The sequence below is a fragment of the Acidobacteriota bacterium genome (assembly GCA_016196065.1).
Lineage (GTDB): Bacteria > Acidobacteriota > Terriglobia > Terriglobales > Acidobacteriaceae > Acidiflorens.
Genome location: JACPYL010000010.1, coordinates 900441 through 926592 on the forward strand (window position 1 = coordinate 900441; position 26152 = coordinate 926592).

The 26152-nt window shown below is 57.6% G+C and carries 17 protein-coding genes; 13 read left to right on the forward strand and 4 right to left on the reverse strand.

Annotated elements, in window-relative coordinates; genetic code table 11:
• Window positions 1-4 precede the first annotated feature (4 nt).
• Genes asnB through HY010_07140 form a run of 6 tightly spaced genes read left to right on the forward strand, consistent with a single transcriptional unit; the run spans window position 5 to window position 9280 of the window.
• Window positions 5-1981 carry an asparagine synthase (glutamine-hydrolyzing) gene (asnB, locus tag HY010_07115; protein MBI3475485.1) on the forward strand — a complete coding sequence of 659 codons (1977 nt, stop codon included), beginning with the start codon at window positions 5-7 and terminating at the stop codon, window positions 1979-1981.
• Window positions 1978-4212: a bi-domain-containing oxidoreductase gene (locus HY010_07120; protein MBI3475486.1), complete on the forward strand. Its 2235-nt coding sequence runs from the start codon at window positions 1978-1980 to the stop codon at window positions 4210-4212. Before asnB ends, HY010_07120 begins: the two co-directional genes overlap by 4 nt.
• A complete protein-coding gene (locus HY010_07125; protein ID MBI3475487.1) occupies window positions 4213-5946 on the forward strand; it encodes a carbamoyltransferase in 1734 nt (577 codons plus the stop codon). It abuts the gene before it with no gap.
• Between the two features lie 27 nt (window positions 5947-5973).
• On the forward strand, window positions 5974-7035 hold the full coding sequence (locus HY010_07130; protein MBI3475488.1) for a hypothetical protein: 1062 nt from the start codon (window positions 5974-5976) through the stop codon (window positions 7033-7035).
• Between the two features lie 35 nt (window positions 7036-7070).
• A complete protein-coding gene (locus HY010_07135; GenBank protein ID MBI3475489.1) occupies window positions 7071-8051 on the forward strand; it encodes a hypothetical protein in 981 nt (326 codons plus the stop codon).
• 2 nt (window positions 8052-8053) lie between these two features.
• Entirely contained in the window at window positions 8054-9280 is a 1227-nt protein-coding gene (locus HY010_07140) for a glycosyltransferase family 4 protein (protein ID MBI3475490.1), read from the forward strand.
• Between the two features lie 20 nt (window positions 9281-9300).
• Here HY010_07140 and HY010_07145 read toward each other — a convergent pair whose 3' ends face one another.
• Window positions 9301-10290 (reverse strand): SLBB domain-containing protein, encoded by a 990-nt coding sequence (locus tag HY010_07145; GenBank protein ID MBI3475491.1) that lies wholly within the window; start codon window positions 10288-10290, stop codon window positions 9301-9303.
• A 257-nt stretch (window positions 10291-10547) separates the two neighbouring features.
• Between HY010_07145 and HY010_07150 the strand changes: the two genes are divergently transcribed.
• The 6 genes from HY010_07150 to HY010_07175 all read left to right on the forward strand — a co-directional run bounded on the left by HY010_07150 (window position 10548) and on the right by HY010_07175 (window position 19639).
• Complete coding sequence (locus HY010_07150; GenBank protein MBI3475492.1) at window positions 10548-12089, forward strand: undecaprenyl/decaprenyl-phosphate alpha-N-acetylglucosaminyl 1-phosphate transferase; 1542 nt, start codon at window positions 10548-10550, stop codon at window positions 12087-12089.
• A gap of 77 nt (window positions 12090-12166) precedes the next feature.
• The gene (locus tag HY010_07155) at window positions 12167-13849 is read left to right on the forward strand and encodes an SEL1-like repeat protein (protein ID MBI3475493.1); all 1683 of its coding nucleotides are present in this window, start codon (window positions 12167-12169) and stop codon (window positions 13847-13849) included.
• Between the two features lie 44 nt (window positions 13850-13893).
• On the forward strand, window positions 13894-15030 hold the full coding sequence (gene amrS, locus HY010_07160; protein ID MBI3475494.1) for an AmmeMemoRadiSam system radical SAM enzyme: 1137 nt from the start codon (window positions 13894-13896) through the stop codon (window positions 15028-15030).
• Between the two features lie 27 nt (window positions 15031-15057).
• Complete coding sequence (locus HY010_07165) at window positions 15058-15657, forward strand: hypothetical protein (GenBank protein MBI3475495.1); 600 nt, start codon at window positions 15058-15060, stop codon at window positions 15655-15657.
• Window positions 15658-15693: 36 nt separating this feature from the next.
• Window positions 15694-17379 (forward strand): DUF885 domain-containing protein, encoded by a 1686-nt coding sequence (locus HY010_07170; GenBank protein ID MBI3475496.1) that lies wholly within the window; start codon window positions 15694-15696, stop codon window positions 17377-17379.
• Between the two features lie 148 nt (window positions 17380-17527).
• On the forward strand, window positions 17528-19639 hold the full coding sequence (locus HY010_07175; GenBank protein MBI3475497.1) for a S9 family peptidase: 2112 nt from the start codon (window positions 17528-17530) through the stop codon (window positions 19637-19639).
• 45 nt (window positions 19640-19684) lie between these two features.
• On the opposite strand, the gene bglX is transcribed toward HY010_07175, so the two are convergent.
• Together bglX and HY010_07185 are read right to left on the reverse strand one after the other, a co-directional pair.
• Complete coding sequence (gene bglX / locus HY010_07180; protein ID MBI3475498.1) at window positions 19685-21997, reverse strand: beta-glucosidase BglX; 2313 nt, start codon at window positions 21995-21997, stop codon at window positions 19685-19687.
• 187 nt (window positions 21998-22184) lie between these two features.
• Window positions 22185-24491, reverse strand: coding sequence for an N-acetylmuramoyl-L-alanine amidase (locus tag HY010_07185; GenBank protein MBI3475499.1), 2307 nt, complete (start codon window positions 24489-24491; stop codon window positions 22185-22187).
• 239 nt (window positions 24492-24730) lie between these two features.
• Here HY010_07185 and HY010_07190 point away from each other — a divergent pair, with 239 nt between their 5' ends.
• Window positions 24731-25081: a hypothetical protein gene (locus HY010_07190; protein ID MBI3475500.1), complete on the forward strand. Its 351-nt coding sequence runs from the start codon at window positions 24731-24733 to the stop codon at window positions 25079-25081.
• Window positions 25082-25143: 62 nt separating this feature from the next.
• On the opposite strand, the gene HY010_07195 is transcribed toward HY010_07190, so the two are convergent.
• The gene (locus HY010_07195; GenBank protein MBI3475501.1) at window positions 25144-26100 is read right to left on the reverse strand and encodes an SDR family oxidoreductase; all 957 of its coding nucleotides are present in this window, start codon (window positions 26098-26100) and stop codon (window positions 25144-25146) included.
• Window positions 26101-26152: the final 52 nt, after the last annotated feature.

The following is a 26152-nucleotide window of genomic DNA, read 5'->3' on the forward strand; positions in this document are numbered from 1 at the left end:
GCCGATGTGCGGCATCAACGGACTCGCGAACTGGGGTAATGCGGAAGCACTTGCGCGCATGACGCATGTGCAGACGCATCGCGGCCCCGACGACTCCGGCCTGTGGGAGCGCCGTTTTCCCGATGGCGGTTACATCGGCCTTGGGAGCCGCCGGCTGGCAATTCTCGATCTCTCTCCCGGCGGCCACATGCCAATGAGCAACGAAGACGGCTTGCTATGGATTACCTACAACGGAGAGATCTATAACTTCGCTGACCTGCGTCGCGAACTTGAAGGCAAGGGGCACCGGCTTCGTTCGCACACGGACACGGAAGTCGTCGTCCACCTTTACGAAGAATACGGAGTTGATTGCGTTAACCGGCTGAACGGCATGTTCGCGTTTGCGATCTGCGATCTGCGCGGCTCCACGCCCAAGCTGTTTCTTGCTCGCGATCATTTTGGAATCAAGCCGTTGTATTACTGCGATCGTGACGGGAAGCTGGCCTTCGCGTCGGAGATCAAAGCGTTGCTGGAAGTGCCGGGAATCGAAGCGCGGATCGACCGCGACGCGCTGGATCAGTATCTGACGTTTTTGTGGGTGCCCGATCCGATGACGATGTTCGAGGGCATCCGCAAACTCCCGGCGGCACACTATGCAGTCTGGCAGGCTGGGCAATTCGAGATCACACCGTACTGGGACCTGACATTTCCGCCAGCGGGTCACCACTTCCAAGCCAGGGAAGGTGATCTCGCGCACGAAATCCGCGAGCGATTTTGTGCGTCTGTGGAACAGCAGATGGTCAGTGATGTTCCCATCGGCGCTTTCCTCAGCGCCGGGCTGGATTCATCGAGCATTGTTGCCGCGATGGCACGCAAACAGCCAGTTCGTACCTACACGATTACGTTTCCCAGGAAATATCGCGTCGGAGAATCCACCATCGACGATCCGGCTGTTCCGCAGCGCCTGGCTGACAAGCTGGGCTGCGAGCATCACGAGATCGTGGTGGAACCGGATGTGGTTGGCTTGCTACAGAAGTTGACGTGGCACATGGATGAACCGACGGCCGATCCTGCCATCATCACGGCCTATCTCGTTTGTCGTGAGGCTCGCAAGCAGGCAACCGTACTTCTGTCGGGTGTAGGCGGTGATGAGTTGTTTGCCGGATATCGGAAGCATGTTGCGCATGCCTGGACTGAGGAGTATCAGCGAGTCCCTGGCTTCGCGCGCTCCGCGGCTGAGAGCGCTCTGCTGGCGCTGCCTGGTTTTCGTGGATCGCGAATGAAGGGCCCAGTCCGGCTGGCGAAAAAAATGGCCCGGAGTGCCGCGCTTCGTCCGGCAGAGGCATTTATCCGGAACGGAACCTACTTCGACGCGGAGCAGAGATCGACGCTCTATGTGGACGAATCCCCGGTGAGCGAAAATCCTGCGCGTACGCATCTCGCGGCGTTCGATCGAGTCCGCCATGCTGACTTCCTCAACCAGATGCTCTATCTCGACACTAAAATATTCATGACCACGCTGAACCTCACCTACAACGACAAGATGAGTATGGCGTCGTCGGTGGAAGTTCGTGTTCCGTTTCTGGATCGTGAGTTAGCGGAATTTGTGGCGTGGAATGTTCGTCCCGAGTGGAAGCTCAAGGGAAAATGGCGTCCGGTGACCAAGTACATCTTCCGTGAAGCCATGCGTAGTATGCTGCCAGAGGAAGTTTTGCGGCAGCCGAAGGCAGGTTTCGCAGCACCCGTAGACTACTGGCTGGCCAACGACTTGCGCCCCATGGTCGATGAACTCCTTTCGGAGAGCCAGGTTCGGAGGCGCGGGTTGTTTCGTCCCGAGACGGTGCGCCGCCTGGTGGACGAACATCGCCGTGGCGATCAGGATTGGTCCATGCAGATATGGCAGCTGCTGACACTGGAAATCTGGATGCAACTATTCATTGATGGCGATGCGCGCACGTTCGCCCAACAACAGATCGGCACAGCACAACTCTCGATCGCATGAAGCAGCTCTTACAAGACGCACGCACCGGCGACCTCGCGGTTGCGGAGGTTCCGCCGCCGCAATTGCTGCCGGGTTGCGTCCTGGTGCAAGTGGCGGCCTCGCTTGTCTCCGCCGGCACGGAGCGCGCGTCATCGGAATTCGCAAGCAAGAGCCTGCTCGCAAAAGCGAAAGCGCGGCCTGACCTGGTGCGCGATGTGGTTGCCAAGCTGCGACGTGACGGATTGTTTTCCACGATGCAGGCTGTGCGTTCTCGCCTGGATCAGCCGCAGTCCGTTGGGTACAGCAGTTCCGGCGTTGTGATTGCCGTCGGCGACGGCGTGAGCGACGTCAATGTTGGAGACCGCGTGGCCTGCGCGGGTGCGGGATATGCCGTGCATGCGGAACTGGCGTGCGTCCCCCGTCTGTTGCTGGCCAATATTCCTCAGGGTGCTGAAGTCTCGTTCGACGAAGCTGCATTCGGGACCGTAGGAGCGATTTGCTTGCACGGAATCCGCACCGCTGGCGTCACGCTCGGCGATACGGTTGCGGTCATCGGGCTTGGTCTGCTGGGACAGATCACGGTGCAACTGCTGCGCGCTGCCGGTTGCCGCGTGGTGGGGACGGATCTTGTTCGGGAGCGTGTCGACCTCGCGATCCTCAGGGGCGCGGAAGGGGCATGTGTTTCGGCGGATGAATTTCGCGACCTTTGTTTCCAGAAAACTGGCGGCAGAGGCGTAGATTCGGTGCTCATCACGGCTGAGACACCGAGCAGTGCGCCGGTCAACCTGGCCGCTGAAGTCGCTCGCGATCGCGCGACCGTGGTTGCCGTCGGCACGGTCGGCATGGATATTGATCGCAAGCTCTACTTCGGCAAGGAAATCGAGTTCCGCGTATCGCGGTCGTATGGTCCTGGCCGATACGACACGGCATATGAACAGAAAGGGCGCGATTATCCGATCGGGCATGTGCGCTGGACGGAGACTCGCAACCTGGAAGCGTTTCTGCAATTGCTCGCAGAACGAAAATTGGATTTGGCACCGCTGATTACGCATCGCTTTCCTCTGCAAGAGGCGACGCGCGCCTACGACTTGATTACCGGAAGAACCGCCGATCCATTTCTTGGCGTGTTGCTCTCTTACCCGGACGCGCAGGTTCGACGAGCATTCCCCGGCAAAATTCCGATCAATGCCACGGCGACCTCCGCAGGCTCGGTAGGAATCGGAGTTCTCGGAGCGGGACAGTTTGCGCGGTCGATGCTGTTACCGGCGTTGAAGTCGCTCCCGCATGTTTCATTCGTGGGGGTATGCAATGCGACTGGTCCTCGCAGTCGCAGCGCGGCAGAAAAATTCGGATTTCAATACTGTGCGGATTCGGACGAGGAGATTCTTGCCGATCCGAAAGTTCATGCGGTGCTGATCGCGTCGCGCCATCATTTGCATGCGGCTCAAGTGCGTGCTGCCATCGGCGCGGGGAAAGCGGTGTTCTGCGAGAAGCCGTTGTGCCTCACCGAAGAAGAGCTGGCTTCGATTGTGCGCGCCTACTCGACCCAGGCGAGCCCGCCGGCGCTGATGGTTGGCTTTAATCGCCGATTCGCGTCGATGGCGGGGCAGCTCAAGAAATTTCTCTCCAGCATCAAAGAGCCGCTTGCGATCCATTACCGCGTCAATGCTGGTTTTATTCCTGCCGATCACTGGGTCAACGATCTCGAGCAGGGAGGCGGGAGGATATTGGGCGAGGTCTGTCATTTTGTGGATTTCGTTTCTTTCCTCGCGGGCGCGTGTCCCATTGAGGTCGAGTGCCGAGGCCTCGGCAACCCGGGACAATACAGCAACGACAACGTCATCGCATCGCTGAAATTTGCGGATGGAACGCTGGGCACGATCACCTATCTCGCAAATGGCGACAAGTCCGCTTCCAAGGAGCGCGTCGAAATCTTTGGGGGAGGATCGGTTGCAGTCCTCGATGATTTCCGCACTCTCGAACTGGTGCGCCATGGCCGCAAGCAAGTCACTCGAGCCCGCTGGCGGCAGGACAAAGGACACCAGCAGGAAATGAAGCTGTTTCTCGATGCCGTGCGAGGAACTGCGAACGCACCAATTCCATTTGAGCAAGTCGTTGGCTCCACACTCGCCACACTGCGATTGCAGAATGCCTGCCAGACTGGCTATCCGCAGACTGTCGCGTTGAGCGAATTTGTAGCGTCTGCCCTGCAAGCAATGCCGGTCATTGAAAAAGAAGAGGACTCCCAGTAAATGTTGATTTTGGGCCTGAATATGTTTCACGCCGACGCGTCGGCGGCGATCATTGACGACGGCAAGATTCTTTTTGCAGTGGCCGAGGAGCGGCTTAATCGACGCAAGCATTACGGCGGGTTCCCCTCACTGGCCGTGAAGGCGTGTCTTGACGCCGTGGGTGCAAAGATCACAGACGTTGCCCATGTGGCGGTGGGACAGGACAGCGACGCGCACCTCGCGAAGAAGATCCAGTACGCGCTTGCCAATCCCGCAAAGATTCTGAACTTGCTTAAAATGCGCCTGCGCAAAGAGGGCATGCGCGACGTTCGATCGCTACTGGCGAAGGCGCTCGACGTAGATGCCTCCACGCTCAAATTTCAGGAGCATCATCTCGAACACCATATCGCCCATATCGCGAGTTCGTACTACTGCTCGCCTTGGGAGAAGGCTGCCGGGTTCAGCTACGACGGCTCCGGTGATTTCGTGTCGACGATGAAGGTGCGTTGCGAGGGAAACGATATCGAGGTGCTCGAGCGCGTATTCCTTCCGCATTCGCTGGGTAGCTTCTACACCATGATCTGCGAGTTCATCGGCTACAAGAAATATGGCGATGAAGGCAAAGTGATGGGCCTCGCGCCTTATGGAAAAGATACCTACGTCGAACAGATCGAGAAGATTCTGACGCTCAAGAACGGAACGTTTCAACTCGATCTGGATTACTTCATGCCGCTGGGCAGCAATCAGGGAATGGAAGTTCTGGCCGACGGAACGGTTCGCCTGGCGAGGCATTTCTCAGACAAGATGGAAAAGCTGTACGGCGCGCCGCGAGAATCGCATGCCGAAATTACGCAGCGCGACATGGACCTCTCGTACGCGATGCAGCATTGCTTCGAGGAAATATTCTTCCACCTGTTAAATGACCTCCACCACCGCGTGCCGGAAGAAAATTTAGCCATGGCCGGCGGGTGCGCGCTGAACAGTGTTGCGAATGGCAAGCTCTTCTCGCGAACGCCATTTCGTCGTACATGGATTCAACCCGCTGCCGGAGATGAAGGGCTGGCAATCGGTGCAGCCTTGCATACCTACCATTCGGTCCTGAAACAGCCACGGCGTGAGCACATGAATCATGCTTACCTGGGACCTGAGTTTTCGGAAGCCCAGATCGCGTCAGATTTGGCGGCTGCCGGAGTGAAGTATGAGAAGTGTGAGCGCGGGCCGCTGCTCGACGCCGTTTCCGATGAGATGGTGAAGGGCAACGTGGTGGGATGGTTTCAGGGGCGCATGGAATGGGGCCCTCGCGCGCTGGGCAATCGTTCCATCGTGACGCATCCGGGCCTGCCCAACATGAAGGATGTACTCAATGCGCGGATCAAGCATCGCGAATGGTTTCGTCCTTTTGCGCCGGCAATTCTTGCGGAAGCGCAGCATGAATATTTCGAGCACGATCATCCGTCGCCCTACATGATGCATGTGTACAAAATTCGCCCCGACAAGCGAAAACATTTGTGTGCGGTGAATCACGTCGATGACACAGGGCGGTTGCAGACGGTGACGCGTGAGGAGAACGCGCTCTACTACGACTTGATCCGGACCTTCGGCAAGAAGACGGGCGTGCCGGTAATTCTGAACACCAGTTTCAACGAAAACGAGCCAATCGTGTGCACGCCGAAGGAAGCGATCGACTGCTTCCAGCGAACGAAAATGGATGTTCTTGCGATCGGCCCGTTTGTTGCGCGAAAAATCAGCGACTGACATTTGGCACTCAGCAATCGGTCCGCTATGACAGTGCCCGGAAGTTCCGCAAATTCGCAGCCGCCTCGACTTCAGCGTCAGCGGACTTATCGCGGCATTCGTATCCTCGCGTGGGACGGTGACGTCCTGTACGCCTGTCGGGGTTATGAAATTGTTCGGCTCCGTTCGAACGGGCAAGACTGGGAAACGGTCGCGCGGTTCCATCCTGCATGGTGGCGCCATGTCACGTCGCAGACGAATCTGACCTACCGCCTGGTGCGGGACGGGTTCCACGCGGTGGTTGTTCTGCGTGACGGAACGATGATCGGCGCGGTTCCCGGCGGCATCGTAACCTGCAAAGGACAAAGCGGAAACTTTGCGGTCACGCATCGAATCGTCCGAGGGACGCGCCCCTTGCACATTGCTGCGACACCGTCAGGAAAACTATTCTGGGGCGAATACTTCGACAATCGGGAACGCGCGGAAGTTCATATCTATGCTTCCGATGACCAGGGCGAGACATGGGAAGTTGCGTACACGTTTGCGTCCGGCAGCGTCCGGCACGTACACAACGTCGTCTACGATCGCTGGGCTGACTGTTTGTGGATACTGACTGGCGACGAAGGTGCGGAGTGCAAAGTTCTCCGAGCATCGAGTGATCTACGTTCGATCGAGACGGTGCTTGAAGGCAATCAGCAAACTCGCGCGGTTGCCGCAATTCCAACCGAGGGCGCGTTGTATCTTGCCACCGACACCCCCTCGGAGAGTAACCATGTTTACCGCTTTGACCGTTCGGGAAAGATCGACCGGGTGGGCGATCTGAACAGTTCGTCAATTTACGGTTGCCGGGTTGCCGATGCAATATTTTTCTCCACGATGGTCGAGCCGAGTGCGGTGAACACAGACCGAAAAGTGCAAATCGCAGGAGCGAGAGAGGGAAGCGATTGGCACACATTGGCACAGTGGAAGAAAGACAATTTGCCGATGCGCTATTTTCAATACGGCAATGCGATTCTCCCCGACGGCGAAAATTCTACTCGAATCCTCGCGGCCACTACGATTGCAGTCGAGGATGGCGATCTCACCACCACACTCTGGGATGTTGAATAACGCGTGAATGCTATAGTGCGGAGGCATCGAACCCCATGAGCTTCCGCACTCGCTGGCACTACTACCGCCGTATTTTCAGCGCATATCTTGGCTCTGGCCGAAGCCAATTGACTTTCTGGCATGAGGTGCCGGAGGCTAACCCGCGGGCCAGCCGCGACCGGCTCGGTGAGTACTACATGTTGTTCCGAGAAAAAGCCGACTACGCCGGACACCACGATGCGGACGGTGTTCCGATGCTCGACTATCACGGAACGATCGGCCTGCGGTACAACCCGATCGCAATCGCGCAGTGGGGATTGGGAAATTACAACCTGCTTTCCGAGGCGCAATTTGAAAGCCGATGGCAAAAAGCAAAGGCGGCCGCGGATTGGTTGTGCAAGAACCTTCAGCAAAACTCTCAGGGCCTGTGGGTTTGGAATCATCATTTCGACTGGGAATATCGCGACACTCTGAAGGCACCGTGGTACTCGGGACTGGCGCAGGGGCAGGGAATTTCTCTGCTCCTGCGAGTTCACGCTCATTCCGGAGAAGAAAAATATCGTGAGGCGGCACAGCGAGCGTTCATTCCGCTGACAAAAGATGTTGGCTCGGGCGGAGTGCTTTTCGAAGACCAGAACAAGAATATCTGGATCGAAGAATATCTCGTCAACCCGCCGACCCACATCCTCAACGGCTTCATGTGGGCTCTGTGGGGAGTGTTTGACTATTGGATTGTCAGCCAGGAAACAGAGGTGAGAGAGCTGTTCAATCGCGGTGCATCAACGGTTCTGGCAAACCTCGCGCACTACGACACTGGCTATTGGTCGCTCTATGAGCAATCGGGAACGCGGCTGAAGATGCTGGCCAGCCCGTTTTATCATCGACTGCACATCGTGCAGTTGCGAATCATGACGATGCTGACAGGCAGCAGTCTGTTTAACGACGTTGCGAACCGGTGGGAAGGCTATCTGCGATCCCCCGCAAATCGCAGGCGGGCGCTGGTTGGAAAAGCGCTATTCAAGTTGTTGTATTACTGACCGTGAAGATTCTCTACGTATCGCAATATTTTCCTCCGGAGATGGGAGCGCCTGCGGCGCGGGCGTCGGAGTTGTCCCGCCATTGGGCGCGGATGGGGCACGAAGTGACTGTGCTTACCGGTTTTCCAAATCATCCGACCGGAGTGGTTCCAGCCGAATGGCGTGCGCGTTTGCGAAGGCTCATCCACAAAGAAGTTGTCGATGGAGTCCAAGTAGTGCGCACATGGCTGTGGCCTTTACCCAATCGGAAAGCGCATGAGCGGATACGGAACTACGCATCGTTCTGGCTGTCGGCATCGCTCAGTGGATTGAGTCTGCAGAAGCCTGACGTTGTCATCGGCAGTTCGCCACAATTGCTTGCCGCGCTCGCGGGATGGTGGATTGCCTACTGGAAGCGGGTGCCGTTTGTTTTTGAAGTCCGTGATTTGTGGCCAGAGTCACTGGCTGCGGTCGGAGCCGGCGGCGAAGGCTCCGTGCTCCATCGCTCGCTGGGAGTGATTGCGGGATTTCTCTACCGGCGAAGTCGTCACATTGCGGTCGTGACGCCTGCTTTCAAGGATCACCTGATTCAGCACTGGAGGGTTCCCGCCGAGAAAATTTCAATTGTTGAAAACGGAGTCGAAACGGAACTCTTCCGTCCGTGTCCGCCGGGAACTGTTCCCGGCACCGAAGGCCGATTCGTAGTTTGCTACATCGGCACGATGGGTATGGCGCACGGTCTGGAGACTCTGATTGCTGCTGCCGAACAACTCCGCGACAGATTTCCGGAGGCGGTCTTTCTGATGATCGGCGAAGGTGCGGAGAAAGAGCACATCGTAGAACTCGCACGAGCCCGTGAGTTGACGAATATTGTCTTCCTAGACCAGCAACCGCGCGAGCATATCCCCGCGTACATTGCGGGTTCTGATGTTTGCCTGGTCATGCTCAAGAAAACGGACCTATTCAAGACGGTGATCCCAACCAAGCTACTGGAGTACATGGCATGCGAGAAGCCGGTGCTTGTCGCGGTGGATGGTCAGGCTCGTCAGGTTGTTGAAGAGGCGAAAGCGGGCGTGTTTGTGGAGCCTGACGACGCCGAGGCACTCGTCCAGGCAATCCTGTCTCTGGCGGCGGATCCAGACGGGAGGAGGCAGATGGGTATCAGAGGACGCCAATATATCGTCAGCCGGCTCTCGCGGGAGCAAACCGCACGGACATACATCACTGTCCTGGACAGGCTGCACAGCTGATCCGCGCTGAGTGATGGAAATCAGCGAATCGCGATCACGGCCAAAGCGGACGTCATGGAGAAGGCCGCTTCTGCGCTGCGATAGGCGAGCGCCTTGCCTGCGCTGCCCGGCACGAACAACACATCGCCTTTCAGCATCGCGACATCCGGAGATTTTGCACGCAGTACTTTCTGGAGCGGTACCGGTATCTCTTTCACTCCGTCCGGAGTCTGGCGCAGAATCTTGGATCCGTTCAAAGAGGCAGTGCGTGTGCCCCCGCCGGCCAGGGCGAGAGCCTTGAGAACCGTCAGCGAGTTGTCTTCGATCATGAAGCCGCTCGGCCGCGCCACATCGCCTACAACATACACAATTCCTGCGCGGGACACGACGATCGTGTCACCTGCATTGATGGCCACGTTGTTGTCGGTGTCCTCGGCAAGGTTCGAGGGAAGATGCAGTTCCATTTTTTGATCGGGATTCTGACGATGAATGATTGTGACGTTTCGGCCAGCCTTTTCCGTTAATCCACCCGCCGCAGAGATCAGGTCGAAAAGGTGGCGATCGCCGATCACGGGATACGCTCCAGGGTGCGCGACTTCGCCCATCATGTTGACCGCTTGCGATGCCGATTCATTCACAAAAATACTGACATGAGGATTGCGGACAAACCCACCATCCTCGAGACGTTTCTGGACCAGATCCTGGGCTTCGTCCACGGTAAGGTCGGCGATGTGCACGTAGTCGACCAAGGGAAGATACACATCTCCGCCACTACCGATGCGTGCCTTGGTGCTGAGATCGGGAACTCCAAACACCGTCAGCTCAATCAAGTCGCCCGCACTCAGTTTTGCGGTGGGACTGAACGGTGAGCGCAGACCGGTCTGGGGAGCCGTGCCCGCGGTTGACGCTGCAGTAGATAGCGGCGCGGCCGCATCGGGAGCCGGGGTTTGGGCGAGCGCGGACACGCTCAGCACACTAAGAATCAGCAGGCACAACGGTTGCGAATAAGAGCGGCGAGTCTGCCGAAACATACGGGGCTCCTCAGATCGATGCGTGTGCCATCGAGTCTAGCACAGCCAAAAGAGTGACTAGACCGGTTCCCTATGTGTTGACAGGAGGCTGCAGAGGGATAGAGTTTTCCACAGGGTGATCCATTGCTCGCGCTTAACCCTGAGTTGTATACTGCTGAGATCGAAAATATTCCCATTTTAGGAAGCAGCGCAAGTTTTTGCGTCGAGACGACCGGTTTGCAACCTAACAGAGTTCTGGCCGGAAGGATTGCCGGATTTTGACTTTGCTATTTTTAGGGATATTCGTAGTTTCCTTGGTGGTGTCCTTCGCCGCGACACGCCAAGTGCGCGACGTGGCCAATCGTCGCGGGTGGATCTCAGTCCCAAAAGACGGGCGTCATGTTCATCAGACTGCGCTTCCGCGTCTGGGTGGCGTAGCGATCTTCCTGGCGTTTTCCTTAAGTCTGATCCTGTGGCTGGGCCTATCTCTTGTCTATCCAAATCTACTGAAGGGTCTGGCTCCGGAAACTCTTCTGCGGATCTACGTTCCTGCCTGCCTGATCTTCTGTCTCGGGATCTACGATGATTTGCACGGTGCCGGCCCGTATCTGAAGTTTTCCGTTCAGGTGATTGCGGCCACGATGTTGTTTATCGGCGGGATGCGGATCCTCGATCTGCCGGTTTTGTTCGGCGCGCACAGCTTGCCCTGGTTCGTGGGTTTGCCACTGACGGTCTTGTGGGTGGTAGCGATCACAAATGCGTTCAATCTGATTGACGGGTTGGACGGATTGGCGGCAGGTTCGGCGCTGTTCTCTACCGTAGTGTTTTTTATCGTCGCTCTGGTGAATGAGTCCTGGCTGGGTTCGCTGATGAGCGTGGCGTTGGCGGGAGCGATTCTTGGTTTCCTGCGCTTCAATTTCAATCCAGCAACGATTTTTCTGGGAGACTCGGGCAGCCTCTTCATCGGTTTTGTTCTCAGCGCGCTGGCGTTGGCCGGAGCGCAAAAAGCACCCACACTGGTTGCGGTAGCAATTCCGGTGGTTTCCTTCGGCCTGCCGATTCTGGAAACGGCCCTTTCGATTTTGCGGCGACTGATTAGTGGGCGGCCGATTTTCACTGCCGATCGAGAACACATCCATCACAAACTGCTCGAGATGGGTTTTTCGCACCGGCAAGTAGTTATCGTGCTGTATGCCGTGTCGGCATTGTTTGCGATGTTGAGCCTGTTTTTGCTCTGGCCTACGGGAAGCACGTTGGGGTTGGTTCTGGCGGTGGTTGGTACTGGGGTGTGGCTCGGCGTCCAGCACTTGAATTACTTGGAGTTCGGAGAACTCCGGCGAGTGGCCCTACGCACGATCGAACAACGTCAGATCGTCATCAACAATCTCGCGATCCGCCGGGCTGTCGAAGAACTGAAAGTTGCGACCAGCTACGATCAAGTCCGAAGCGTTCTGCTGGCTGCTTTCGAGGGCAACGATTTTGACGCGTTTGAGCTACAACTGAAGGCCCTGTCGGGCGATCAGGGGAGCTTCGTGGAGATGAATAAACCCTTTCATTGGACGAAGATCCCGCACATTGTTTCAATTTCAACTATGCCTTCCTGGAAACTGACCTTGGAACTGGTCACGACCACGAACCGGCGTCGCGGATCGCTGGTTGTTTATCGCGTCTATAGCCAAAGAGGTCTGCAACTGGATGTCAACCTGATCACGTCCGCATTCCCGGTTGCCCTGGCTGATGCTCTGGACCGAGTTTTTGCCACAGCTGAGGTTCTGACGACAGCCCCCGGTGAAGTGCAATATCTTGCAGCTAACCTCTAAGCGTATTTTTCGCACCTTTTTCCTTCGATTGACCATTGGGGTAATATGGTTGCGTCCGCGACCATGGATCGGGCCCCATGGAATTGAGCCTCATCAAACTGCAGGAATCGTCACTTGGTCGCCTGTACGGCGAACGCAGGCGACGCATTCGCCACAAACTCCATTCTCCGGTCTACGCAAGTTTCAACGGTCCAAACGCGGGCATGGTGCTCGACCTGAATGAACTCCTGGATTTGAGTGAAGATGGTTTTGCAGTGCAGACGAATACTCGGTTAGAGGTCAACCGATCCCTTACTCTTTCGCTCGACCTTCCTGAAACCAAAGCATATGTCCACGGCGATGGGCAAGTTGTGTGGAATGATTCCACCGGTCGCGCGGGGATACGATTTTCTGGGCTTACCGAGCAATCGCAGAAAGTTCTCAAAGAATGGCTGCTGGTGAATCTGCTGGTTGCGAGCATGAAGAATCAGGCTCGCACCGCTCCCAGTACTGCGGTCGCGGAGAAGCGGCTTCCCGTACCGGGTCTGGTCCCGCCGCCGGCGTCACCTGTGGCAGTTCCGGACCTGAGCGGAATGTTGTCGGCGGTGGAAGCGGTGCGCCGCGAAGTGCGTGCGAAAGCCGATGACTTTAACGCAGCACTCCATCTCATCGCAGAACGCGCTTTGAGTTTGACTGGAGCCACCGGCGCTGCGCTGGCATTTCTTACAGACGACAAGATGAGCTGCCGCGCGAGCGTCGGCGATCCTGCGCTGCCGTTGGGTACTGCGGTCGACGTAAAACAGGGAATCACAGGTGAATGCATTCGCGCGGGCCGGATGGTGGCTTGCGAGGACGTGGAGACGGATTCGCGCGTGGATCGTGAGATCTGCCAGGAGATGGGAATTGGCTCGATCCTGGCGACGCCGATCGTGGCTGATTTCAAGGTGGTCGGTCTGTTGGAAGTTTTCTCTCCTCTTCCCCATGCATTCACTCATGTCCACGAGACAGCATTGGACAGGTTGGTCGAGCTTGTTCCCAAGTCTTCTTCGCCAGCTCTTCCCGCACTGAGTCCGGTGGCACAAGTTGCTGTGCCGGCTGTCGTCGAGTCCTATCCCGAGTCCTATCCAACGACCGGCACTGTCCGCGGCGCGGTTTGGGAGCAGGAGAGGGAAGCGCAGGAGCCTCTGCGAGGAGTGCCTGTACGACGATCGCAAATCTACCTGCTGGGCTTGGTGGCTCTGACACTAGCCATGTTGGCATTGGTTTCGGGAGTTTTTGTGGCTCGTAGGTACGGCGCCCAAATTGAGAAATGGTGGCCCGGCATGTCAGCCGCGGGTACGCAAATTGCGGTCGGAGGCGGCCCGGTCAAGGCGGCCTCCAGACAAATTACTCCCGCTATGCCTTTTGGCGAACTGCAGAGGCTCGCCGAGCAGGGCGAAGAGGATGCGCAATATGAATTGGGCGTGCGCTACCGCAATGGTGATGGCATCCCCCAAGACCACGCTCAGGCGGCGAAATGGATTGAACGGGCGGCGGAGCAAGGGCACCTGAGCTCGCAAAGAGCGATGGGTTCTACTTACTGGGCCGGACGAGGAGTTCCCCGAAATCTGTCGAAGGCGTATTTCTGGTCCGCTCTGGCTGCCAGGCAAGGGGATGACATTAGCTTGTCTCAAATGCAAGGGTTGGTTCTCCAGATGACTCCAGCGCAAGTTGCGGAAGCGCAGAGTCAAGCCGACAACTGGCTTAATGAGCATCACGTGGCCAGAGCGGCAACGAAGTAGAACGTAGAACAGGTCGACGATCGCTGATTGGTTAGAATAAAGTTGTGGCCACCCTCCGCGACCTCCTCGATGTGCGCGTTCGAGAGGCCGATTCCCACCTGGTTGAGAAGCTTGATCGCAATCGCGTGCGCTGTTACGCGTGCGGACATTGTTGCCCGATCCCCGAGGGACACCCTGGCGTCTGCAAAGTTCGCTTTAATCGCGGTGGCACTCTCTACGTGCCGTGGGGATATGTGGGCGGAGTACAGTGTGATCCGATTGAGAAAAAGCCATTCTTTCATGCGTATCCCGGAGCGCTCGCCTACAGCTTCGGCATGTTGGGATGCGATCTGCATTGTTCCTACTGTCAGAATTGGGTGACCTCGCAGGCGTTACGAGATCCGAATGCGGTTTCCCCGCCGCTCACAGCGACTCCTGAAATGCTCGTGCAGGATGCCCTGGAACAGGGCGCGAAGGTGCTGGTCAGCACCTACAACGAACCGCTCATTACGAGCGAGTGGGCGGCCGCAATTTTTCGTGCGGCCCGCGAGGCCGGACTGGTGACCGGATTCGTTTCGAATGGGAATGGCACGCCGCAGGTGCTGGAATACCTGGGTCCGTGGATTGATCTCTACAAGGTCGACCTGAAGAGCTTTGACGATCGTCACTATCGCCAGCTCGGCGGGCGCCTGCAACCGATTCTCGACACGATTCGCCGGCTCTACGAAATGGGTATCTGGCTCGAGATTGTGACGCTGCTTATCCCTGGCTTCAACGACAGCGATGACGAGCTACGGCGACTGGCGGAATTTGTGACCAGCGTCTCGCCGGATATTCCGTGGCATGTGACTGCATTTCACAAGGACTACAAGATGACATCGCCGGACGATACGCGCGCGGAAGACCTGCTGCGCGCCGCGGCGATCGGGGATGAAGCTGGTTTGCGATATGTGTATGCCGGCAACCTTTCCGGGCAGGTCGAGGATCTGGAAAACACCTGTTGCCCCGGCTGCGGCGAAATGCTGATTCAGCGCGATGGATACCTGATCGAGGAATATCACCTGACGCCGGAAGGGAATTGCCCATTTTGCCACGTGGCGATTCCCGGTCGCTGGTCTCCCCAGTTTGATGGCCAGATTGCGGACCGTCCTTTTCTTCCACGCCGGAGGACGCAATTGGTTAAAATCCTCACTCGACCTTAATCGGCCGACGTTCACTGCTTGCCGCCCATGGGGATTTCTAGAGCATTTCTACTAACGATCGTGTTGAGCCTGTTAGTGGCCTGTTCTCCGCGCGATTTTCTCACGCGGCGACTGGCCGACGATTTGATCTCCGCTTCCGACTCGTTTCGGGCACCGCAAGTATTCTGGCTTAAGACAGGCATAGTTTCGAACAAGGAATTCAACTCCCCCGATTCGCTCGTACTGCAACGCCATGGATGGATTATCGGGACACAGCAGAAATGCCCTGCTGATGTCGATCCGCCACCTTGCTGGGATGTGATCTTGTCGCCGCACGGGGTGGATGCGTTCAAGTCGCTGATTTCTGAATCGACGCATGGCGGTACTCTGATGCCGATTACGGTGGCACGGCGCGAAGTTGTGGACATCACCGGCATCAGCAAGTCGGGCAACGTCGCAGAAGTGGAATTCCTTTGGCACTGGGTAGCCATGAACGACGTGGGCAGCGCGCTCTACGACAGTGGAGTGCGCTATCGGTCGACGGTTGGTTTTCGCAGTTACGACGACGGCTGGCGCGTGCTAACCGAAGCCACGCATAGCAATCAGCCGATTGATGACGCTCTGCGTGGCGCGCAACCGGTGCCGTAAGGAACCCTGAAAAACGAAAGAGGAAAAGCTCTGAACATGAAAACGCCTCGCCTGCTGTGGATTGCGTTACTGGCCATCTCGTTTGCACCTGTGGCGCATGCCGACGTGCTCGACGATCTAGCCCGAGATTTCTGGGCTTGGCGCGCCGTCGAGATGCCAGTTTCCACCGACGACATTCCACGTCTTGAACGGCCGGTGGCGTGGGTTCCGGACTGGTCTCCATCCAAGGTTGCGTTGTATCGCAAGCAGGCCGCGGAATTTGAGAGCCGATGGAAACAGATCGACGCCTCTAACTGGCCGGTGCCGCGCCAGGTGGACTATCGCTTGATCGGTTCTGCAATCGCCCGGGCGCATTGGGAATTGGAAGTGTTGCGCAGTTGGCAGCGCAATCCTCGTTTTTATGTCGATCAAACGGTAGGCGCGTACTTCGATCACATCCTGCAACCACCGCCGTTCAGTGCTGATCGCGGAGCTAGCATTGTAGCCATCCTCAAGGCGACGCCGGCCACGCTCGATAATGCTCGCAAGAATCTGACAGGGACTGTGCGGCCCTTTGCCGAACTGTCGGTAAATGCGCTGAACGATGTAAGGCCTAGCGTGCTCGCCTCGGTCCGCGAACTGAAGCCGCTGCTGGATGCGAATTCCCAGCAGCAGATCGACGCGGCTGCCGAATCTGCCGTGCAGGCGCTGGAACAATTCCGCGAGTGGCTCGGCGGAAACCTGCCGTCAATGTCAACACAGACAGCGGTCGGCGCGGCAGAGTACGTCTATTTCCTGAAGAACGTCGCCCTGCTTCCGTATACGCCGCAGCAACTCCTCGACATTGGCAAGAATGAGTGGGCCCGGTCCGTGTCGTTCCAGACCTATGAGGAGCATCGCAATCAGGTCGCAGCGGACATGCCGCTCATTCCGACCATTGAAGCGGAAATTGCGCACGAAAGGCAAGATGAAGAGTCCATTCGGCAGTATCTGCAAGACAAGCACATCTTGTCGGTCCCCGCATGGCTGCAGCACTACACCTACCAGGCGATGCCCGCGTACATGAAGCCGTTGGAAGACGCCGGCGAGGCCGATGATTTCACTGGACCGAGCCGCCTGAAAGAGAATTGCGTTCGGTACATGAATCCGCCGAGCAAGGATCTCGGATATTTTTCCCTGGCGGATGCCAAAGATCCGCGTATCGGGATTGTTCACGAGGGCGTGCCGGGGCACTATTTTCAGCTCGCGATTTCGTGGGCGCATCCTGATCCTATTCGACGCCACTACTACGATTCCGGCGCGAACGAGGGCATCGGATTCTATTCGGAGGAGATGCTGCTTGATGCGGGATTGTTTGATAACAGCCCACGTTCGCGCGAGATTGTGTACAACATGGTCCGTTTACGGGCGTTGCGCGTTGAAGTGGACGTGAAGCTGGCTCTCGGCGAATTCACGATTGCGCAGGGCGCGGAGTATTTGCAGAAGACCGTTCCGATGGATTCACACACAGCACATGCCGAAGCGGCTTTCTTCGCATCGTCACCCGGGCAAGCGATTTCCTATCAGATTGGGAAAACGCAAATTCTGCGATTTCTAGCGGAGGCGCGTCGGCAACAGGGTGAAAAGTTCGACTTGCAGGCGTTTCACGACTTTGTGTGGCTCAATGGCAACGTGCCGATCGCGCTGCAGCGCTGGGAGTATCTGGGGCTGAAAGACGATCTGGACGCGGCGGCCCGACAATAGTGCAAAGCGTCATTCGTCCTTCGCCGTTCGCAATGCCTGCTACCCGACACGCGAAATGCGAGCGACGAACGACGAATCGCGAAGGACGAACTTGTGCCCGTTTGCCACACATGCTGCGCGCAGTGTATACCTCTCTTCTCTCAACTTTATGCGCACATCAATTCTTGTCCTCGGGTCACTCCTGGCGTCAGTCCTGCTGTTCGGGCAGGACGCAAAACCAAAGCTCACGTTCGATGAATTCTTCAATTCGGTCAGCTTTAATTCGGTCAGAGTATCTCCGGATGGCAACGCGGTTGCCTTCGAAACCGACAAAGCCGACTGGGACCAGCAGATCTACCGATCCGAATTGTGGCTCTACCGCATCAACGGCAACGGAGGCACGCTGATCCAGTTGACGCAGTCCGGTCATGACAGCTCGCCGCAATGGTCTCCCGACGGCCAGTGGATCGCGTTTGTCTCCGAGCGAAAGATCGGTGGCGGGAAAGACGCTGAGGGCGACGACAAAGAAAAAGAAATTTCGCAGTTGTATTTGATTTCGCCCAATGGCGGCGAATCATTTGCAGTCACGTCCAGCGAAGAGGAAGTGCACGCGTTTGCCTGGGCGCCGGACTCGAAAGCCATTTACTTCTCCACCCGAGAACCGTGGACGAAGGATCAGACTGACGCGCACAAGAAGGATTGGAAGGACGTCGTTCGCTATCGGGGTGACGAACGCGGTGATGTGATCTTCCGCATTGGTATCGAGGAAGCCCTGGCTCGCCACGCCGCGCTCGGCGTCAAAGAGACGAAAGACAGCGACAAAGACTCCGGCGCAACGCCGGGAGCGGTAGTGGTGGCACGATCACCATGGCGAACCGGCCAGATCGTGATCGCTCGGGACGGAAGCAAGCTGGCATTTCTTGGAACGTCAGTCTCGGAGCGAAACGAAAAGGTTGAAGACTACGAAATCTATCTGGTCAACCTGGGCGGCAACGGGGAGACGACGCCCAGTCGATTGACGCACAACGAATCGGTTGAGACGAGTCTGGATTGGGCGGCAGACAGCAGGCATCTGTTTTTCCACTCCTCTCTGGGCGCCGTCGAGGGAAAGTATCAGGATCCTCAGCCGCGCCTTTATTGGGTGGATAGTGCGTCCGGCGAGGTCCAACGCTGGTTTGGCGACTACAAAGGCGAGGTTGTGCAATATACGCCGATGCCCGACGGATCCGTCCTCTGTGCATGCCGCATCGGAACGGAAGTGCAGTTGCAATCGCAAGCAAATCCGAAAGCAGCGATTGTGAAGCGCGACGGATGGGCTGGCACATACGGCGATCCCGCTACGGCGCGCCAATCGCAGCGCATTGCATTTTTGTACTCGGCAATTGAGCGTCCGACGGAAGTGTATGTCGCGGATGGTCCCGACAAACTGGCGCAGGCTCGTCCCATTACCGCGTTCAACAAACTGTTTACCGAGCGCGACCTGCCGAAAGCGAAGCCGTATCGTTGGACCTCGGACGATGGTACGCAGATCGAAGGCATGTTGATGTATCCGCCGGGCAAGTTCGAAGCGAAGAACCTGCCGATGTTCACGTTAATTCATGGCGGACCGCAGGATGCCGACGGCAATCATTTTGAAGCCGACTGGTATCAATGGGATCGCCTGGCGGCGACGCAAGGATGGCTGGTATTTGAACCCAACTATCGCGGATCAACCGGCTATGGCGATAAGTTCGCGTTGGATATTTCGCCGGAAATCGTTTCGAAGCCAGGCCGCGATATATTGACCGGTGTCGATGCGCTGGTGAAAGACGGCATCGCCGATGCAAACCGTCTGGCCGTCGGCGGCTACAGCTACGGCGGGTACGTGACGAACTGGCTGATCACGCAGACCACGCGTTTCAAAGCCGCGGTGACTGGCGCCGGAGCCGTCGAACACGTCGCAAACTGGGGCAATGACGACACCGGGTTTGACGACGTCTGGTACTTAGGGGGACACGCGTGGGAAGTCCCTGACCGCTACCGCAGCGAAGCCGCGATCTATCTGATCGACAAAGTCCGGACGCCCACGCACATGGTGGGTGGCTCGGACGATATCCGCGTCGCAGTGTCGGAGAATTATCTGCTTGATCGTGCCTTGCACGAACTCAATGTCCCCAGTGACCTGTTGATCTTCCCCGGCGAGGGCCATAGCCTCAGCAAGAATCCCTGGCACGGCAAAATCAAGGTGCGGGAAGAACTGAAGTGGCTGACGAAGTACGGCGGCGTGGGCGACGCGAAATAGAGCGTAGTCGTCACGTCACCCGGTTCGTCACCGCCCAGTCCGATGCTATTCCGTCAGACGAAATTCGCCATGCAGTTTGGCGGTTGAATCTCCGCCTGCCCACACGTCGAACTGTTCGGGTTCAACTACCCATTTCTTTGACACGGGACTCCAGAACTGAAGTTCGTCGGGACCGAGTGTGAAATGGAGCGTCTGTTTTGCGCCGGCCGCGAGGTTCACTCGCTGGAAGCCCTTTAATTGGCGAACCGGACGTGATGCACTCCCGGCACGCTGGTGAATGTAGAGTTGCGCGACCGCATCTCCGGCGCGGTTGCTGGTGTTCGTCACATCCACCGAAACTTCGATTTTGCTTCCAACCTTAGCGCTGGACTGGCTTAGCTTCAGATTGTCGTATGAGAAGGTCGTGTAGCTGAGGCCATATCCGAATGGATAGAGCGGAGTGCTTGGGATGTCCCAATAGCGAGAAGTGAATTCTGGATCATCTTCGGGATTCTGGGTGCGATTGTGATTGTAGTAAATAGGAACCTGCCCGGTGCTGCGCGGCCAGCTGACGGGTAGGTGTCCGGCAGGGTTGGCGTCTCCGAAGAGAACGTCGGCAATGCCGTTTCCACCTTGGCTTCCGGGATACCAGGCCTCAAGAATTGCTGGTACGTGCTCCGCGGCCCAGGAGATGTCGAGTGGCCGTCCGTTAACGAGCACGAGCACCACGGGTTTGCCGGTTGCGGAGACCGCTTCCAGTAGTTCCTGTTGTCCGCCCGAGAGTCTGAGCGAAGACCGCGACGCAGATTCGGCGCTCATCAGATCAATCTCGCCCAACACCAGCACGGCCAGATCACTTCGCCTGGCAAGCGCCACTGCGTCATCGATGGACTTCTTAATCTCGTCGTCTTTCTGTGCAGGCTGTTCCTTCATCTCCGACATCGGCAGGTTTTCAAATGGCGAGGGAATCGCGCGGTGAAGGTTTGGTCCATGCGCAAATTCCACATGAATGGCGCTTCCGGCTTTGTCAGAGATCCCTTTTAGAAGACTGACCGTGGGGCCGGGCTTGGCTATCGCTCCCCACATTGAGAGCAAATCAGTTTCCGCATCGGCGAGCGGGCCGATGACGGCAATCGACTTGATCTGGGCGCCGCTCTTGTCGAGCGGGAGAAGGTTGTCTTGGTTGCGCAACAGCACCACCGACCGCTGTACGGCGAGGCGCGCCTGTTGGGCGTGGTCGGGAGTGTTCAGGGCCTGATCGATGCGGGACTCATCCACGTAGGGATGCTCGAACAATCCCAGGCGGATCTTGGCCTCGAGAATGGGCAGAACGGCATCGTCGATCTCCTTCGTCGAAATGCGCTTTTTCTGGACTTCATCAGCCATAAATTTCAGATAGGTTCCGCTGGCCATGTCCATATTGAGGCCGGCAGAAAATGCCCTGTAGGTGGCATCCTGCCCATCGCGGGCATAGCCGTGCGTGATCAGGCTATGAACGGCAAACGCGTCGCTGACTACGAAGCCTTTGAAGTTCCATGCCTCGCGCAATACGTCATGGAGCAGCCAGCGGTTTCCGCTCGCAGGCACGTCATTCAGATCCATGTAGGCGCTCATCACGGTTCCCGCGCCTGCGTCGAGGGCCGCCTTAAACGGAGGCAGATACAGGTTCCACATCAGTTCTTCTGGTATGTACGACGAGTCGTAGTCGCGCCCGCCATCCGCGGCCCCGTAGCCGGCGAAGTGCTTCACGGAGGTCAGTACCCGATCGAGCGCGCCGAGTTGCGTGCCCTGAAAACCGAGAACCTGCGCTCGCGCCATTGCTGCACCAAGATACGGATCCTCCCCTGCGCCTTCGACCATGCGGCCCCAGCGGGCGTCGCGCGCGATGTCGACCATGGGAGCGAAGGTCCACTGAATGCCAACGGCGCGGGCATCCCGGGCAGCAATCGTCTGCACGGCCTCAACCATTTTCGGATCCCAAGACGAAGCCATCGCGAGCGGGGCCGGAAAGATCGTGTGATAACCGTGGATCACGTCCAGTCCAAACAGGATTGGAATATGCAGGCGCGATTCATCGACCGCGATGTGCTGCCAGCGGTTGATTTCCTTGGCGTCGGGTAGCCATAGGACCGATCCAGCCCCGTATTTTCGGACAATGGCCTCGGGTGATTCGTTGAGCGTCTGCTCGAAGCCCGGCATCGGAAAGCCCGGCAACTGGGAAAGTTGCGCGATCTTCTCCTGGAGTGTCATCTGCTTCAGCAGGTCCTGAGCCTTCGGCGCCTTCTGCCCAAACGACAAGGGAAGGGTCAATAACGCGAGTAGGGAAACAATAATTAAGCGCGCAACGAAGGACGACCTGGATTCGCAAGGCAGACGCATTTCACTCTCCTGAATGTGATTCAACGGGTGCATGGTGCTGCGCAGAGGAGATCGTGACCGACCACTCCATGGCGCCTGCATTAGCGCAAATGAGTGTACTCTTCCGGCAGCCCAAGCGCCGTGACGTTCAACCATGAGAGGAGTGGTATGCGTTTGGAAAAAGGCGGCCAGGGATGGACGGTTCGTATTATCGTCGGGCAGCGCTGGTTCGGACTTCCGCCATCTTCACATGATGCGAAGCCTCTTCGTAGCGGGCGATGCCCTTGTAGAGAGCTTCTGCGATCTGCTGGCGATAGGCGTCGCTTTGCAGGTTGCGTTCGTCGGCGGGGCTGCTAACGAAGGATATTTCAGTCAGGATCGACGGCATGGTGGTGCCGGTCAACACGAGGAATTGAGAGTCTTTCACGCCCCGATCGCGAATGCCGGGACTGTTGGCTGCCAGAGTAGCGTGCAGAGACCGCTGGATGCTGGCGGCCAGTCGTCGTGACTCGTCAACTTTCTCTCGTAATTCTCCGGCAGAGAGTGCGACCTGGGTCAGTTGCGGCGCGTTTGCACCTTCGCGCTTTTCCAGTTCTTTCGATCCAGGCGCCACGAAGGAGTTTGTGTAGTAGGTTTCCACGCCGCGCGCGGCAGCAGAACTGCTGTAGTTCGCATGGACGGAAACGAACAAGTCAGCCTGGGCCTGATTTGCAAAATTGGCGCGCTGATCGAGCGGCAGGTAGTCGTCGGTATTGCGTGTGAAAATGACCTCAGACCCGAGTCGCGATTGCAGAAGCCTGCCAAGGCGCCGCGTAACGTCCAGCACCAGGTCTTTTTCCAGGAGGCCCTTGCGGCCAACTGTCCCGAGATCCCAGCCACCGTGTCCGGCATCGAGCGCGATACGGAACTTGCCAGTCTTGGCGCGAAGTTGTTCGTCCCCTGGCTTGATGGTTAGCGAAGCCAACGTTTTCGGAGAAGTTGTCGCAGCACCTGGCGTTGAGTTGGGCCGGTTCGTCGCCAGCGCGCGGTCGCTTTGGCGGAGTTCGACCACCATCCGATTGGGATTGGATTCCATGCTGACCGAGAAGTTTGAGCCGTCACGAGTATCGAGCACGATGCGGGTCACGCCCGCGACGGGCTGTGCGACTCGAACACGAGTCAGCGAGATATCTCCGATGTCGATCGTCTTGCCTTCCAATTCCGGTGCGAGCGCCGTGTCGTGGAGATCGAAATAAATTCGCTCGGGCGACATCAGGCGATGCACTTCGTAGGGCGCCTGGTCCTGCATATCAATTACAACGGTGCTCCCCATGGGCGTGGACCAGTGGCGAACTCCGGTGATCTTCGGCAGCACGGCCAACTTATTTTCCGCGGAAGAAGGCAGAGACGGCGCTTCAGTGCCCGACCTGACGGGGTCCATCAGATGATCGGAAACTTGTGTCGTACTTACGGGAGAGGGAATTTGCGCGACTGCAGGCGCTAACGTACGCGACTCTTGCGGAGCCTGCTTGTCGCGATTGCGCATGCCGAACCACACACCGGCCGAAAAAAGACCTGCGACTGCGACCAGTACCATGACGACACTCAATCCCGGATGCGTCGTGCGCTTCGTGTGCAGATTCGGCAGGAAGGTGGGAGCATCGATTTCCTGTGGTACATCTGTAGTGATATCCGTGGTCGACAGGTTTTTGCCGGCCGCGCTGTCATGGGCCAGATCGCTGGTGAGGATCGATAGAGAAGTTCCCTCGGCGCGATAGGGCGGCGGCGCGGTGAAACCATCAACCTTGTTTTCAGTGGTGGTTGCCTTCGCTGGGACGGACGGTTTGGTTACCAGGACTTCTTCGACGACATTCGAGAGCCAGTTGATCCGCCGGTCCTGATCTTCAGGCCTGAGCGCGGAAAGTACGAGTTCGGCGAAGAGGTCAAAACAGCGCACATCATCGTCGCTGAACGCATACGGCACCATGGAGAATGCTTGCAGGACTCCCAAGCGGGACCGCTGACCGTGGAGCGGGACGAGAACAGTGGCACGGGCTCCGATCTGCCTGGAGAGGTCGAGATCGACGCGGGCGTCAACGTCGCAATCATCGCAATGCAGCAGGCGTCCGGAATCGAGGCAGTCTTGCAGGAATTCGGAGTCGCATGACAACTGCATGCCGCGATCGGCGACGAGTGTTCCCGCAGCGGCGCGGCAGACGAGTTTCGATCCTTCATTCAATGCGATCAAAACGGCGTCGGCCTGCGTGATGGCCAATGCGCGATCGCAAATCAATTGCAACACTTCGTCGAGGACGAAGCCCTCGGTTTGAAAAAGCTCGAGATCAGAAGAGGAGGCGGAGCCTTCCGCGCGGCGGGTACGAATCCGCTCGTGCAGGTCGGAGAACGCAAGCAGCGCTCCGAGTGATTCCTTGCGCGTGAGGGATTCGAGCACGCGGTTTCCGGCCTGCAGCGGAAATCCGGACTCGGCAGCGCTCGACGGCGCTCCCCAGTCAACCCGGGTTGGATTGGCACTCATGCCTGGAAATACTGGGAGAGCGTGCTACTTATTCATGGTATTTGAGGTCAGCCGGCTGTCAATCGGACTCGTTGTTGCCCATGGTCGTCCGGCCTGATCACGCACTCTAGTTCTAAGGGTAATGTCCTCCTGCACATAGCGCAATGTCCGATGGTACAGGGGTAGGTAGCACTTTTGGGTAGTTGGATTTGATCTGGCGGCCTTTTCGTCCTATGCTTGAAACAGGAAGTAGGAGTTCTGTGGCGGATCCCGAAGAGCAGATTCAAGAGCAGGAAAGACCCGAAAAATCCAGGCGATCAAGCTGGTTGTGGCCTGCCGGAGCCGTGGCGACTGGTCTGGCTGGGGCTGCGTTGTTGTTGTTGCGGGGCTGCTGGCACCGCCGCATGAGTTGGCCGGTACGCGCCGAAGGGCATTCGTACCAGGTTTGCCTCGGATGCGGAGTGAAGCGACTGTTTGACGAGCAAAACTTCCGCTCGTATGGCCCCTTCCATATCGATCTCAACGAGTTGATTGCGTGGGAGACGGCACGGCGTGCGGAGCCCCCCGTTGCATCTCCAGAAATTCCCAAGGAGCACCGTCCGGCATCGTAGTGTTGAACACGGCCAGCCGCGTCTCTACGCGGTGTTTTCTTTTGGTGCCCCGTCCAAGGTTCTTAGGCTCCCGCCTTGCTCGCCTCACTGCGATACCACTCGACGGTCTTCCGCAAGCCTTCCTCGAAATTCACCAGCGGTTTGTATCCCAGATGCTTTTGCGCCAGCGTGATGTCGGCGAGGGAGTGTTTGATATCCCCGCCGCGCTCCGGACCGTAGTTCAAAGTGCCCTTGAAGCCGGTGAGGGGCTTCAATAGCTCGAAAGTCTCATTGAGAGTCGAGCGCCGTCCCGTGGCGACGTTGAAAACGCGGCCAGCGCATTCACTAGCTGGCGCGGCTGCCGCGAGCAAGTTGGCGGAGACGGCATTGTCGATGTAATTGAAGTCGCGGCTCTGTTCACCATCGCCGAATACCGTGGGCTGCTCGCCCTTCAACATCTGCAAGCTGAACTTCGCCAGCACTCCTGAGTATGGGGAAGATGGATCCTGCCGCGGTCCAAAGATATTGAAGTAGCGCAGGCAGACCGTTTCCAAGCCATAGCAGCGGAAGAACGAGATCATGTAGTACTCGCTCGTGAGCTTGGCAACCGCGTATGGCGATATGGGATTCGGAGTCATCGCTTCGTGCTTGGGCAGGGTGGGTGTATCTCCATAGGCGGAGGAGGAAGCGGCGTAGATCACGCGCTTCACTTTCGCGTCACGCGCCGCGACCAGCACGTTGACGGTGCCGTCGACGTTGGCGCGATTGCTGGCGAGCGGGTCGAGCAGCGACTTTGGAACCGAAGGGAGAGCAGCCTCGTGAAATATGTAATCGATGCCCGCGCACGCTTCGTGCATGGCGTCGAGGTCGAGAATGTCGACCTGGCGGAAGTCGATGCGCTTGATGATGTCGTGCAGGTTTTCGCGTCGGCCGGTGGAGAGGTTGTCGATACCCCGGACTTCGTCGCCTCGATCGAGCAGGGCCCGCACCAGGGACGATCCTATGAATCCGGCAGCGCCGGTTACTAGATATTTAGCCATATGCTTTTATCATAGCGGATCAATTTGCGAAGGACGGCGAGCCGGAACCCAA